Below are 14,272 nucleotides of genomic sequence, written 5' to 3' on the forward strand. Positions count from 1 at the left end.
CCGCTGTGCGGAGGGGAGCGGATTACTGCCGCATCAGAAGTTCGCCCTCAGACCCACCAGTATTTCCCGACCGGTGGTGTTGTATTCACGCACCAGATCCATATCGCCCAGCGGGCCGGTGGTGTAGAGCCGCTCGGTCTCATTGGTGAGGTTGATGCCCTCCAGTGTCAGCTGCAGGTAGTCGGTCAGGTTGTAGAACGCCGACATGTCCACCCGGGTCGGGCCGGTAGTGCCGTGGGAGGCGTTGCCATTGGAGCCGGTCTGGTCGGTGACATAGTCGTCGCGACCATTGACCATCACACGGCCACCGAACAGGTCGGTTTCGTAGTAGAGGCCGAAGTTGTAACTGTTCTCCGACAGCCCCTCCAGCGAACCGCGCACACCGTTGCCGAAATCCGCGCGGGATTTCACGTGGGTGAAATTGGCCAGCACACCGAAGTTGCTCGCCCAACCCGGCAGGAAGCGCAACGGCTGCTGGTAGCCGAGCTCATAGCCCTCCAGGCTGGCCCCCTCGCCGTTGACGCTGGTGGTGATATTCCAGCCCTCGGCGCCCGGCTGGATCGCATTTTCCTCGTACAGGGCGCTACCGGGATCATACTCGGGGCGCGCGGCCACGATTGCCAACAGGTCCGACGGCAGTGCCTGGTCTTCCAGGGTTTCGCCGGTGATAAAGCTCTCGATCTGCTTGTGGAAAACCGTGAATGCCAGCACTGACTCGTCGGCGAAATACCACTCCAGCCCCAGGTCCGCGGAGTTTGCACGTACCGGCTTCAGGTCCGGGTTGCCGATGCTCACATTGCCATTGATCGGTGTGACCTCCACAGTGCCGGCCAGGCTGCCCAGTCCCGGGCGGGACATATTACGGGCCAGACTCAGGCGCAGCAGCAGGTCTTCCTGGAATTCCCACACGAAGTTGGTGGACGGCAGGATCTCGGTGTAGCTGCCCTCCCGCTCGGTGGGCACAAAGTTGCCGGTGCCGTCGTTGGCCACGCCGCGGGACGTCACCTCGGTATCCACCACCCGCACACCGGCATTGACCGTCAGAGGCAGCCCCAGCAGTTCCGTTTCCACATTGCCCTCGACATAACCGCCCAGGGATTCCTCCTCGATGTCGTAAGTACTGGAGTCCTCCGGGTTCAGCTCCCACTCGCCCACGCCCCAGGCCTCGGCGGCCGCGTCGTAGTCCGCCACCAGCCAACTGGTGGGATAGCCGGAAGGCGCGTCGATACCATCGGCGTAATCGTCGATCACATTGCCGAGCCCGTCGGACAGGTTCGCGGCCACCACCTCGCCATTCAGGTCATTGATATTGATGGCGTCCCAACGTTCCGACTGGACCGCGCGGCTGTTCCAGATAAGGCCGGTCTTGATATTGGAAGTGTCACCCTCGATCGTCAGGTCGGCGCGGAAGGTGTCGTTATCCCGCTCGACAACATCCCGGCGCAGGGTCGGGCCGGTCCATTCGTACTGCGATGGGTCGAGGATATCGAATCCGTAGGACATCTCGGCGATATTGCTGTCCTCGAGGAAGGAGTAGGAAAAGCTGTGTCCCTCACTGGCGGTCTGGTTGAAACGGAGCTGGTCTTCCGTGTGCTCGGAAACCGCATTGCCGTACATCACGTCCAGCACCATGCTGTCGCTCAGGTCAAACTGGCCGGACAAGACGACCTGGCGGAAGTCCGTCTCGCTGAACTGGCCGCGGCTCTCGGAGCGCGGTGTGACGTTATCGAATTCACCGGCGACGATATAGCGGCCGCTATCATCCAGCGTCACACTGGTGGGCACTATCTGGTCGTAGGTATTGCGGAACTGGGCAAAATAGTTGTACGACGTAACGTCCGCTTTCAGGTTCGACGTCAGTACATCCAGGGAGAACTCCATTGCGTCGGTGGGGCGGAACTGCAACGACGTGGTCAGGCCCAGGCGCTCCTGGTCGCGGTTGAAGGAATCCATACGCGGCAGGCGTGGAGTCCACATATAATCCAGCGGCAACCTGTCCCCGGCGACCGAGTCGCCGTTGGCGGACGGATTCGGTGTGCCACTAATTGCCGGGTCCATAATATTGTTGTGTTCATAACCGGTAATTCTCTCGGGATCTTCCGGATCCTCATACAGGGCCGTACAGTCCCAGCACATGCCGTTGGCATCCGGACTGGTCCAGCGCACGGAGCCGAACCCCTCCTGGCGCACCGTGCGTTCGGAGTAGGCGGCACTCACCAGCACACCGAACCTGTCGTCGAGAAAGGTATTGCTGTACAGGCCGGTCAGGCGCGGATTCGACTCGCCGGCGAAGCTGTCGGCCATAAACTGGCCGCCGAAGTGTACCTGCTGGCCCGGGTTATCGAAGGGTTTTGCCGTGGACAGTTCCACGGTCGACGCCAGGCCGCCCTCCTCTACGGAAGCGATCGGCGACTTGTGAATGGTGATGCGGTTGAACAGCTCCGAGGCGAACACATTGAAGTCGAAATCCCGCCCGCGGTTGACACCACCGGACGAGTCCAGGCCACCGGTGCTGGCCGGTACTTCCATGCCGTTGAGCGTGGTGCGGGAAAAACCCGGCCCCAGGCCGCGCACGGTGATATTGCGGCCCTCACCGCCCTCGCGGGAAATGGCAACGCCGGGCACCCGCTGCAGGGATTCCGCCAGGTTCAGGTCCGGCATCTTGCCGATGTCCTCGGCGATGATACTGTCGGTATTGTTGGCGCTCATGCGCTTGGTATCGAGCGCGCGTTCCAGCGACTGGCGGAAACCGGTCACGGTGATCTCCTCCAGGGATGCACTGCCGGGCGCCTCCTGATCCTGGGCCATCGCCGGAGTCGCGACTGTCATGGCCAGTACGAGCGGTTTGAGTGGGTATCTCATCATCTGGTCTCCTTCTCTCATTTGTGCAGGACTTGTAATGCTTATTTCTCTTTGCCCTTACTTCTTTTTTATTCTTCTCGCCAGCTCAGTACACCATCGATCTGCTGGCTTCCGAGCCTGACCTTTTCAAACGTCAGGCCGGCTGCGTTTTCGACAATCAGGGGCGTATCCACCTTTTCGACACGAACATTCCGGAACTGCACTTCCTGCAGCGGGGCCGCCGCCGGTGCGTGCACTTCCAGAAAAGTGCCGACTTCCCGTGCCCGGATGTTTTCAAACACGATGTCCCGGTATCTGGACGGAAAAAAACCGCCCAACTCACCGGGATAATTCAGCTGGAACCAGAAGAGATTGTCGAAGGATTCCACCTGCAGGTTGCGCAGGTGGATATTCTCCACCAGGCCGCCGCGATCCAGGTTCGCCTTGAACCGGAACGCGGATTTTCCCTGGCGCAGAATATTGTCGCTAAAGAAGACGTCGCGGATGCCACCGGACATTTCGCTGCCGAGCGCGATACCGTCCTCCCCTCCCATATCGTTGTTGCGCACGACGATGCGCTCGCTGGGCACGCCGATGGTGCGGCCGTCGAGATCGCGCCCCGACTTGACCACCACCGAGTCGTCGCCGGTGCGGAACCAGCTGTCTTCCACCAGGACATTCCTGCTGGACTCGATATCCACACCGTCATTATTGGGAAAATGGCTGTCGACGCGGATACCGCGTACTGTCGCGTCCTCGGTATAGACCAGGTGATTGACCCAAAAAGGGGAGTTCAGCGCAGTGTAGCCCTGCAGCAGTACGCGCTCGGCGTGGAAGAACTGTATCAGCGGCGGGCGCAGGAAGGCGCCCTCACCGAACCGCCGCTTCTCCACCGGCACACCGCTGGCACCCATTTCGCGCAGCTTCTGCATATCCGGGCGCGCCTTGCGATACCACGGCAGGAACGCACTGTCCGCATTGCCATCGATGGCACCTTTTCCGGTAATCGCCACGTCCTCGACGTCGGCGGCATAGATCAGCGGCGAATAGGTATAGACCTCGGTGCCCTCCCAGCGCGTCTTCACTACCGGCAGGTAATCTTCGGGATCGGGAGAGAACAGCAGTTTTGCGCCCTCGGCCAGGTGCAGCTCGATGCGGCTCTGCAGAACCAGTGGACCGGAGACTGTCCAGGTGCCCTCCGGCACCAGCACGCGACCACCGCCGTCTTTCGAGGCGGCCTCGATTGCCGCCAGTATTGCCGCGCGCGCATCGGCAGAGGCGCCGAATTCGGTAATCGGATAGTCGCGCTCGGGGATTTCCGGCTGGCGGATTTCCTCCACGATCTGCGTGGCCAGCGCCCAGTCTTCGGCACTGGCGGACAGCGTGCCGCACAGGAAAATTGCCGCCCACAGCAGCGGAGCGGGGATACCCTTTCTCATCATGGCAGTTGACCATTGGTCGTTATTATTATGCGGAGGAGTACTGCCCCTCTCTCCTCCGCTTTGCGATAGCAGGTTCCGGCGCGCATCCGCGCGCCGCGGTGACTATTCGTTCGAGGGCTTGCCGATGGTCGCCAGTATGCCGCCGTCGACATAGACGATCTGGCCGGTGACAAAATCACTCGCCTCGCTGGCGAGGAATACGGCGGTGCCCTGCAGGTCCTCCGGGTTGCCCCAGCGTCCAGCCGGCGTACGGCCGATGATGAATTCGTTCATCGGGTGGCCATCGACGCGGATCGGCGCCGTCTGGCTGGTGGCAAAGTAGCCGGGGCCGATACCGTTGACCTGCACATTGTGCCTGGCCCACTCGGTGGCCATGTTGCGGGTCAGCATTTTAAGGCCGCCTTTGGCGGCGGCGTAGGCAGAGACCGAATCGCGCCCCAGCTCGCTCATCATCGAGCAGATATTGATGACCTTGCCGGCGCCGCGCCCGATCATGCGCTTGACCACCGGGCGGCTCATGGTGAAGACACCGGTCAGATTGGTATCGATCACCTGCTGCCAGTCCCCCAGCTCCATTTCCAGCAGTGGCACGCGGCGGATGATGCCGGCGTTGTTGACCAGGACATCGATCGGTGCGACTTCGCTCTCGATCTGGCCCACCGCGTCGGCAACCTGTGCCTCGTCGGTGACATTGAACAGGTAACCGTGGGCGTCGAAGCCCTTTTCGCGCAGCTGGGCGACGGCGCCGTCGAGTTTTTCCCGGGACGAGTGGCCGGTAATCACCAGCGTCGCCCCGGCGTTACCCAGGCCTTCTGCCATGGCCATACCCAGGCCGTGGGTGGCGCCGGTGACCAGGGCGAGTTTTCCGGTTAAATCAAATAGGGAACTCATAAAATTGAACCTCTAAATTCGAATCATGAACCATGAAACTTCCACAATCGTCATCCCGGACTTGATCCGGGTCGGAGTTCCTTGATTCCGGCCTTCGCCGGAATGGCGACAAAAGGGTCAGCGCAGCTGGTTCGGCTGCACGAAATCCATATCGCTGTAATCCTGGTTCTCCCCGGCCATCCCCCAGATAAAGGTGTAGTTGCAGGTGCCGACACCGGAATGCAGCGACCAGGTGGGCGAGATGACCGCCTGCTCGTTGGCCATCCAGATATTGCGGGTCTGCTGCGGCGGCCCCATGAAATGGCACACGGCCTGGTCTTCCGGCAGGTTGAAATAGAAGTAGGCTTCCATGCGGCGACTGTGGGTATGGCAGGGCATGGTGTTCCAGACGCTGCCGGGCGCTATCTCGGTCATGCCCATCTGCAGCTGGCAGGTTTCCAGCACATCGCTGACCAGCAGCTTGCGCAGCGTCCGCTGGTTGCAGGTTTCCTTGCTGCCGAGTTCGATTACCTGTGCGTCGCCCTGCCCCACCTTGCGAGTGCTGTACTCGCGGTGCGCAGTGGTGGAGTTCAGGTAGAACTTGGCCGGGGCAGAACTGGAGTTGCTGCTGAATTTCACCTCGCGCGCACCGCGAGTCACATACAGCGCCTCCCTGGTACCGACTTCGAATACCTCGCTGTCCACCTCGATGCAGCCGGGTCCGCCGACATTGATCGCGCCCAGCTCCCGGCGCCGGAGGAAGTACTCCGCTTTCAGCGGGGCGATTGCCTCCAAGGGCAGTACCTTGTCCACCGGCATGGCACCGCCGATGATGATGCGGTCGATATGGGTATAGGTCAGGCGAATCCTGTCCTGCTCGAATACCGTCGGTACCAGGAATTCCTCGCGCAGGCGATCGGTATCGTAATTTACGTAATCGCGCGGATGTACAGCGTAACGCTCTTCGTAAACGGTGGTCATGACTGGCCCCACTTTTCCGGATGAATCAGTTGTATTTGCTCAGTAGTTTATGCATCTCGACACCGGCCATAATGAAGGGACCGGTACCTTTCGGATCGTCGGTAAAGACCGGTTCGCTCATGTAATAGCGGTAGCTGCCATCGCGGCCGTAACCGAGGCCGGCCACCTGGCACATGCTGGTGATACTGACAGTGCCGTCGGCGTGAACCTGTACAAACTCATCCAGCAGGCCCCGGTAGGCCTTCTTCGCCGTGCCGACATAGTCCTCGGGCAGGTAGCCGTTGTTGATGGCCTTGGCATAGAAATAGGTGAACATGATGCTGGCGGTGGACTCGCGGTAGTTGCCGCGCTCTGCAGCCATATCGATCATCTGCCACCAGGTGCCGGTCTCTGCATCCTGGTATTTCTGCAACACCGGTGCCAGGCCAGCGATCATGTCCAGCAGGTACTGGCGATCCTCGGTATTGTCTTCCGGTATGAACTCCAGCACGTCGACCAGCGCCATCGCCAGCCAGCCCATGCCGCGGGACCAGTGGTAGCCGGACAGGCCGGTTTCCGCATCGGCCCATTCCTGCGCGCGCTTTTCGTCCCATGCGTGGTAGAAAAGGCCGGTCTCGGGATCGCGCAGCTTTTCATTGACGACCTTGAATTCCGCCAGCACCTCTTCGAAATCCGGATCTTCGTGCATCAGCTGTTCGTAGTGCGCCAGGAACGGAATACCCATATAGACGCCGTCCAGCCACACCTGGCCCGGGTAGCGCTTCTTGTGCCAGAAGGCGCCGGCGGTCGTGCGCGGGTGGTTTTCCAGTTGCTGGTACAGGGTATCCACCGCGGCCTTGAAACTCGGCTTCTGGTTGCGCTCGAACAGACGCAGCAGCATCTTGCCAGCGTTGATGCTGTCGATATTGTATTTCGACTGCACATAGCCGTTGATGCTGCCGTCGGGATTGACGAAGGACCCCATGACTTCCTTCACCGCCCGGCTGTAGCGGGGATCCGGCGCGACCTGGTTCAGGTCGTCGTAGCCCTGCATCAGCAACCCGGTGGTGTACTCGAAATAGGACGGGCGCTTGCGGATCGGGTCGAAGCCGCCAAACGCGTAATCCATGGTTTTGCGTTCCAGTTCCGAATCCGCCACGCGCTGGCTCCAGCGCAGCGCGGACTTCGCCGTCAGCGGCTGTTCAGTCAGCGCCTCGCTGGCGGCGGTGGTGAGGCGGCGGCGCAGCGGCATGGTGAGCTTTTCCGCCTCGTGTTGCAGGTAAGTGCGGAACTGCTCGACATCGGTGATCGGGCCGTGTTCGCTCGGAACTTCCTTTTCCCAGGCGGCGGTGAAGTAATACTCGATCTCACTGGCCTTTGGTTCGAGTACCAGCAGGTGGTTGTGTTCATCCTCGGCAACCTTCTCGATTGCCTTGCGTTTCGCCAGCAGGCCCATGCCCAGTTTGCTGCCGTCCAGGCTCTGCTCGCCGTATGTGCCGAGATAGGTCCACTCATTGCCGGGAATATCCAGGTCGCCGACAATCAGCTCGGTGCCCGGATGCTTGACCAGGCCGGCCACCATGGGGCCGATTTCAGAAGCCGTTTTCGCACGGACCTTCACCAACCGGCTGCCGGCGTGCATGGACAGCACCGTGTCCAGGTCGGTCTGCTTTTCCGCCGCAGGTTTCCAGCCGGCATACTGCAGCGCAAACGACGAGTAGAGATCGCCGTTGTCGACGATCTGCGCGCTCCAGTCCTGCACATCGCTGACACGCACGGCCTTTTCGCCATCCCAATAGCCATAGCCGCCCATGCCCAGCGCGTCGCCGACCTTGAGGATATCCATGCCCCAGTCGGACATTTCATGGTAGGAGTCAAATCCATCCTGGCCCACGCCCTGCAACACCGGCTCCCGCGTGCGCTTGCCAAAAATGTCGAAGCCGTTGCGCCAGTCCAGGTAGACCCGGTAGCCCACCAGATCGGACTCGATACCCGGGCCCTCGTAGCGGATAAACCACGAGTGGTCGGTGTGTTCCGGCGGTACATCCAGCGCATTCACATTTTCGAAACGGCCACCCTGGTATTCGCGCTCGACCCACTCGCCGCCGGTCTTGCGGGAGATTTCCGCCTGGGTGCGCTTGTCGCCCTGCGCCGGCTCGCCGCCGGTGATACGGAGCTCCAGTTCCTGGTCCACAGCCACGTCGACGGTAAACAGGATACCGTCGTCGATGCCATCGGCATCGCTGTCGACAGCCTGTGCCGGAATTTTCTCCTGCTGCTGCCATACTGCCAGCGCCTGTGACTGGTCCGCCGGCAGGCCAAGCTCGTGATAGCTCAGGTAAACGGCTTCATCGAGGCGCGCGAAATCCGACGGGTTGGAGAGCTCCAGGCGCGCGACCTCCGACGGGCCCGACGCGGCCACCTCGCTTTTTTCCGCTTTCGCAGCCGAAACCGCACTGCTTGCTGGCTTGTTTGCCTCACCGCAGGAAGCGAGTGTCGCCAGCGCTATGGAAATCAGACTGAGTTTTCCCAACAGTTTCACAGCTATCTCCAGAAATCCGGTTTGTTTATATGCTCTAGTGGGCCTTCTCCCGATCAATTCAGGTTCGGGTAACCGTCACCGGTAAGCAGGCTCCTGTAAAAACAGCAAAAAGGCGGGGCGCCGTTGCCGGCGCCCGCCTTTTTTATTCAAGCCCTTGTCAGAACTTGTATTGGGCCCCGACGTAGTACTGTCGACCATAGGTATGGTCCACCACGATACGACCGGAGCTATCGATCATCTGGCGGTTGGGCTCGTCGGTCAGGTTGATCCCTTCGAGACTCAGCTTCCAGTTGTCGTTCAGGTGATAGCTGGCAACGAAATCGATATTGGAAGTACCTTCGGTGTACTCGATATCGTTGTCGTTACGACCCTGCCCCTGTGCCTTGGTGTTGTAGTCATCCCGTGCGGCATAGGACAGACGCGCGCTGAAGTCGTCGTCTTCATAGTAAACGGTGGCGTTGTACGAATTTTGGGACTGGTTGTTCAGCGGGCCGTAGTTCGGCTCGTCCTGGGTACCGTGGTTCATTTCCGAATCCACGTAGGTGTAGTTCAGGATCAGGCCGTAGTTGTCGAAGAACACCTGCTGGTACTGCAGCTCGAGACCGGAGATCTCACCACCTTCGCCGTTGAAGTTGCGTTCGATATCCCATTCATCGTTTTCGTCGTAGGTCCCCTCATCGGTCAACGTGGAAGCATCCAGGCCGGTATCGGCCCAGGACTGGTTCTCAAAGGTATCGGACTTGATGAAGGTCTCCACGTCTTTGTAGAAGTAGGCCGCCGCAAAAACCGCATCCTCGGAGAAATACCACTCGTAAGAGAGGTCGTAGGCGCGCGCACGGAACGGATCCAGTTTCGGGTTGCCGTATTCGACCACACCGTTGTACTGATCGATCTTGCCGCCGGGGGTCAGATCACCCAGAGCCGGGCGGGCCATCACGTCGGACACAGACGCGCGCAGGATCATCTCGTCGTTCAGGTCGTAAGCCAGGTTCAGTGACGGCAGGGTATCGGTGTACTCGTTTTCCACCTGTACCGGGATCAGCTCACCACCGAGGTCGGTCAAACCACTGGAGACCACTTCGGTTTTGACCTGGCGCACACCGAAGTTACCGCGCACCGGCAAGCCGGCAATTTCGCTCCAGCCCAACTGCAGGTAGTAACCGGTATCGTCTTCCTGCACGTTGCGGATATCGCTGGCGCGCGGCGCCATGCTGTCGGCCACCGCATCGGCGTAGGCATCCAGGGTGGACCCCACATCCGGGGAGAACCAGGTAATACCGTTCATACTGGTTGTGCTGCCCTGCAACTCGGTCGCCGAAATACCGCTGAACTTCGGTCCCGCGCGGTTTTCCTCCACGTCGAACTCGAAGCTCTTGCTGGAGAAACCACCTTTCAGGGACATGGTGTCGTTCAGGTCGAACTCCAGGTTGAAGGCAACCGTGTCGAAGGTGTTGTCGACGGTATTCGGACGGTGGCGCAGTTCGACGAAGTCGAAGTTTTCCGGGTTGGAGGTATCGAAGTCGGCAAAGTCGATGGTGCCGCCGCTGGTAGTGGCGTTGTAGGTGAACTCGTTCTGGACGTTGATCGCATCGACAATCGCCGTGGTCTGCATCGGGTTGCTGAAGTTGGACTCGGAAGAGCCCCACAGCACATCGCCGCGCAGGCGATCGGTAAACTCGTGTGACGCGCGCAGCGAGAGCTGGTCGAACTTGGTTTCCAGTTCGTCGTAACGGTGTTCGACACGCAGGTCGTAGTTGTCGACGGTCATGGAGGTGATGGTGTTATTGCTGTCCATCACATAGTCAGTGACATCGTACTCCGGGAAGTTGCCGCCGTCTTTCAGGCTCACGGATACGAACTCTTCCTCACGGGTCGCGTCGAAGCGCGAGGTCAGGTAGTCCAGCAGGATCTCGGTTTTTTCCGTGGGGCGGAACTGCAGGGTACCGGTAAAGCCCTGGCGTTCCTGCTCGTGGGTGAACTTGCCGTAGCGCGGGATACGCGGGAAGAAACCTTCGTTCAGCGCTGCCAGCTCGGCATCGTCAGCACAGGCGGAACAGTTGGCGATCTCCTCTTCCCTGGTCCAGCGCACGGTGGAGAAGCCCTGCTCCAGCACGTTGCGGTCGGACTGGGAGTAGGTCGCCAGCCAGCCGAAGGTGCCTTCGTCGTTCTGTCCACCCACCATGAACGAGGTGCGTGGGTCCGCTTCCTCGGAGGCGCTGTTGTAGCCCATCTGCGCATTGGCGGCGAAGATGAAATCGTCCGCCATATCCAGCGGCCGGCCGGTGTTCAGGTCTACCGTGGCACCCAGGGACCCCTCGTCCAGCTCGGCGGAGGAGGTCTTGTGCACGGTCAGGTTGGAGAACAGCTCGGAGGCAAAGGTGTTGAAATCGAAGGTGCGGTCGCGGTTGGCGCCACCGGAGGAATCGGCACCACCGGTGGTGGAGACCGCTTCCAGGCCGTTGATCCGCACGCGGGTAAACTGGGCACCCAGGCCGCGCACGGAAATATTGCGGCCCTCACCGGCGTCGCGGGTAATGGCCACGCCGGGAATCCGCTGCAGGGACTCCGCCAGGTTCAGGTCGGGGAAATCGGCGATATCTTCCGCCAGGATTGCATCCTTGCTGCCCACCGAATTGCGTTTCTGGTCGAGCGCTTTGGCGAGGCTGTCGCGATAGCTGGCGGTGACCTCGATTTCCTCGAGGACTGCATCGCTCTCTGTTTGTGCCAGTGCCGGAACCGCGATGACGGTCATGGCAAGGGCCAGGGGTTTGAGTTCGAATGTCTTCATGACTCTCATCTCCGCTTCTCATTTATTTTTGGTATACCTTTCTGGTAATACCACTTATTAGTAAAGCGAGCTGATAATGGCACACGGATGACCAACTGACAACATTTTGGGCTGACCAATTCTGGTTAAAGCCGTTTTCTGCCGCCTGACCGATGAATATAGCGCCAATCATCAGTTGCTACCGGCCTTGCCCGCGGGTCAGCCGGGGCGGAAAGCCTCCCCGTTGATACTGACGCGACTGACGGTCAGGCCGGTTACCTCCTCGATCACCCCCAGCGAGGCCGCCTGCTGAATGGCGCTGTCGGAGATGTGGAGGCCGCGGATCGGCGCCCGCTCGAAGCCGCGGATATGGAAGGCGCGCTCGGCCCGGTCGCAGCGCAGGTTGTCGACGAAGATGTTGTAGACCTCCGGGTCGAACTGGCCCCGATCCCCCTCTTCGTAGAAGAAGTTGATCACGATCACGTCCTGCACCTGGCCGATACTGACGTTGCGCACGTAGATATCGTGAATCTCACCACCGCGCATGGCATTGGTCTTGATACGCAGGCCGCGCTTCAGGTGGGGGCTGCTCATGACACAGTTTTCCAGGAACACATTGCGCACGCCGCCGGAAATCTCGCTGCCCATCACCAGGCCGCCGTGACCATCGCGCATCTGGCAGTCCCTGATGACGATATTTTCACTGGGTGCGGCCAGTCGGCGGCCGTCGGCGTTGCGGCCGGACTTGATCGCGATGCAGTCGTCGCCGTTGTCGAACAGGCACTTCTCGATCAGCACGTTGCGGCAGGACTCGGGGTCGCAGCCGTCGGAGTTGGGACCGTGGCTGCGGGCGGTGATATTGCGCACAGTGACACTTTCGCAGAGCACCGGGTGCACGACCCAGAAGGGGGAGTTCTCCAGGGTCACATCCTCGATCAGCACATTGCGGCACCCGTAGAACTGCACCAACGGCGGGCGCAGGTAGCTGCCGTCGGCATAGAGGCGCTCGGCCACCGGCACACCCCGCTCCGCATCGGCGAACAACGCCTGCCGGCCGGGCTGCTGGGTCGGGCTTTCGACGAACTCGCACTTGGCGTTCTCGCCCTTCCAGGGCCACCAGGTGTCGCAGTCGGCGCCGCCGTCGATACGCCCCCTGCCGGTGAGCGCGATATTTTCGCAGTCGCGCGCGTAGATCAGCGGTGAATACCCCATCAGCTCCACGCCTTCCCAGCGGGTCTTGACAGCTGGCAGGTAGCGCTCGGGCTCGGGGATGAAATGCAGGCTGGCGCCTTCCTCGAGGTGCAGCTCGGTGTTGGACACCAGATGGATCGGACCGCTGCGGTAGTCGCCCGCCGGAACCACGATACGACCGCCACCGACCTTGCCACAGGCGGCCAGGGCAGCGGCAAAGGCCGCACTGTCGTCGGCGACGCCGTCGCCCCTGGCGCCAAATTCGCGGATATTGAAATCCCGCGCGGGAATGCGCGGCAGTTGAATACTGTCCAGGATTTCCGGTACCCGGCCCCAGGGGCCACTGTAATCCGCCGCCGGCGGGCGGCTCATGGCCCGCGGCACTACCGGAATCGCGGCCGCAGCCAGCCCGGACGCCAGGAAATTGCGTCTGCTCAGTCTCATCATTTGCCCCCTGGGAATTTATTCTTTTGCTGCAGAACCCCGCCCCTGCCAAAGCGGCAAGACCAGAGTGGAGGTTTCGCTCAGTCTGTCATACCAATTCTGGGAGGTCAAAGACCGGATCACAAAAAAACGGATAGAGGAAAAGCGTCATTGCGGAGCGATCGGGGAGAGCGAGAAGGGCCGAAAGCCGGGAAAATCCGGGGAGGAGTGGATAGGCAAATGGCCGACAGTGCCGGCCACAAAAAACGGTCTGCTTGTGCCCGCTTCGGCTTCAGGGCATCGCGAAGCGTTCGCGGGCGGCGTTGACCTCGCGGCGGGCGGCCTCCAGAGCCTCCGCCTCGGTTGCATCCAGCAGCTGCTGCACCACCCGCGACAGGTGGTCGCGCATGGCGTTGCGCGCGGCGTCGGCGTCGCGGTTCTTGATCGCGTTGAGGATATTCAGGTGCTCCTCGATGCGCGGCTTGGAGCCGGCCTGGCGCACCTTCTCCAGGATGCGCGCGGACACCGTGGAACTGTTGCGCAGCTGCCACAGGTGTTCACAGACGGAGACCACCGCATCGTTGTGGGTACCGCGGGCGACATGCAGATGGAACTTCTCGTCCGCCACTTCCGCCTTGGCCTCGGTGGCATTCTCGGCGATCATTTCCTGCAGGATACGCTCCAGCCCGGCGATCTCCTCTTCGGACATCTGCCGCGCGGCCAGGCCCGCGGCCTCCCCCTCGAACATGATGCGTGCCTGCAGGATCTCGAAGGGGCCGATATCGGAATCTGCGGCCTTGAAGGAGCCCGCCTCGGCGTCCACCACATAGACCCCGGAGCCGCCCTTCACTTCCACGCAGCCCGCAAGCTCCAGCGCGATGATCGCCTCGCGCACCGTCGGCCGGCTGACCTCGAAACGCTCGGCCAGCTTGCGCTCCGCCGGCAGGCGTGTGCCCGGGGGATAATCCCCGGCGGCGATGGCGGCGGCCAGCTGCTCGGCCACCTGTTGGTAGAGTCGCGCACCCTGCATGAGGTGTGTCTCCCTTTAGGGTAGTTACGGTGTCGGGCGAGTTTAGCAGATGGGGTTAAACCGCCACAACAGATTATCTGCCACCACAGTCTTACCAAAATCTTGTAAAATCAAGATTGCGGCCTTACCAATATAGTGCTAGATTGCAACCATTCACAGAGTTAACGGTTTGCCTGGATACCGGGCCGCGAGCTGCTCGCGGCCGG

At 61.0% G+C, this 14,272-nt stretch carries 8 protein-coding genes; all 8 read right to left on the reverse strand.

What is annotated here, in order from left to right:
* Positions 1-33 precede the first annotated feature (33 nt).
* Positions 34-2,865, reverse strand: a complete 2,832-nt coding sequence (locus MWN76_RS11195; RefSeq protein ID WP_250461503.1) for a TonB-dependent receptor — start codon at positions 2,863-2,865, stop codon at positions 34-36.
* Between the two features lie 65 nt (positions 2,866-2,930).
* A complete protein-coding gene (locus MWN76_RS11200) occupies positions 2,931-4,283 on the reverse strand; it encodes a glycoside hydrolase family 28 protein (RefSeq protein ID WP_250461504.1) in 1,353 nt (450 codons plus the stop codon).
* Between the two features lie 102 nt (positions 4,284-4,385).
* Positions 4,386-5,174, reverse strand: coding sequence for a gluconate 5-dehydrogenase (locus MWN76_RS11205; RefSeq protein WP_250461505.1), 789 nt, complete (start codon positions 5,172-5,174; stop codon positions 4,386-4,388).
* A 117-nt stretch (positions 5,175-5,291) separates the two neighbouring features.
* Entirely contained in the window at positions 5,292-6,134 is an 843-nt protein-coding gene (kduI, locus tag MWN76_RS11210) for a 5-dehydro-4-deoxy-D-glucuronate isomerase (RefSeq protein WP_250461506.1), read from the reverse strand.
* 25 nt (positions 6,135-6,159) lie between these two features.
* Positions 6,160-8,655: a DUF4861 family protein gene (locus MWN76_RS11215; RefSeq protein ID WP_250461507.1), complete on the reverse strand. Its 2,496-nt coding sequence runs from the start codon at positions 8,653-8,655 to the stop codon at positions 6,160-6,162.
* Between the two features lie 157 nt (positions 8,656-8,812).
* Positions 8,813-11,443: a TonB-dependent receptor gene (locus MWN76_RS11220; RefSeq protein WP_250461508.1), complete on the reverse strand. Its 2,631-nt coding sequence runs from the start codon at positions 11,441-11,443 to the stop codon at positions 8,813-8,815.
* A 198-nt stretch (positions 11,444-11,641) separates the two neighbouring features.
* The gene (locus MWN76_RS11225) at positions 11,642-13,057 is read right to left on the reverse strand and encodes a glycoside hydrolase family 28 protein (RefSeq protein WP_250461509.1); all 1,416 of its coding nucleotides are present in this window, start codon (positions 13,055-13,057) and stop codon (positions 11,642-11,644) included.
* A 271-nt stretch (positions 13,058-13,328) separates the two neighbouring features.
* Positions 13,329-14,066, reverse strand: a complete 738-nt coding sequence (locus MWN76_RS11230) for a FadR/GntR family transcriptional regulator (RefSeq protein ID WP_250461510.1) — start codon at positions 14,064-14,066, stop codon at positions 13,329-13,331.
* Positions 14,067-14,272: the final 206 nt, after the last annotated feature.

The sequence above is a fragment of the Microbulbifer litoralis genome (genome assembly GCF_023634065.1).
In the GTDB taxonomy this organism is placed as follows: Bacteria; Pseudomonadota; Gammaproteobacteria; order Pseudomonadales; family Cellvibrionaceae; genus Microbulbifer; species Microbulbifer litoralis.

Coding starts and splice junctions, on each gene's coding strand:
- kduI (WP_250461506.1), bottom strand. CDS start 6,134: ATGACCACCGTTTACGAAGAGCGTTACGCTGTACATCCGCGCGATTAC.
- MWN76_RS11220 (WP_250461508.1), bottom strand. CDS start 11,443: ATGAAGACATTCGAACTCAAACCCCTGGCCCTTGCCATGACCGTCATC.
- MWN76_RS11200 (WP_250461504.1), bottom strand. CDS start 4,283: ATGATGAGAAAGGGTATCCCCGCTCCGCTGCTGTGGGCGGCAATTTTC.
- MWN76_RS11225 (WP_250461509.1), bottom strand. CDS start 13,057: ATGAGACTGAGCAGACGCAATTTCCTGGCGTCCGGGCTGGCTGCGGCC.
- MWN76_RS11230 (WP_250461510.1), bottom strand. CDS start 14,066: ATGCAGGGTGCGCGACTCTACCAACAGGTGGCCGAGCAGCTGGCCGCC.
- MWN76_RS11205 (WP_250461505.1), bottom strand. CDS start 5,174: ATGAGTTCCCTATTTGATTTAACCGGAAAACTCGCCCTGGTCACCGGC.
- MWN76_RS11195 (WP_250461503.1), bottom strand. CDS start 2,865: ATGATGAGATACCCACTCAAACCGCTCGTACTGGCCATGACAGTCGCG.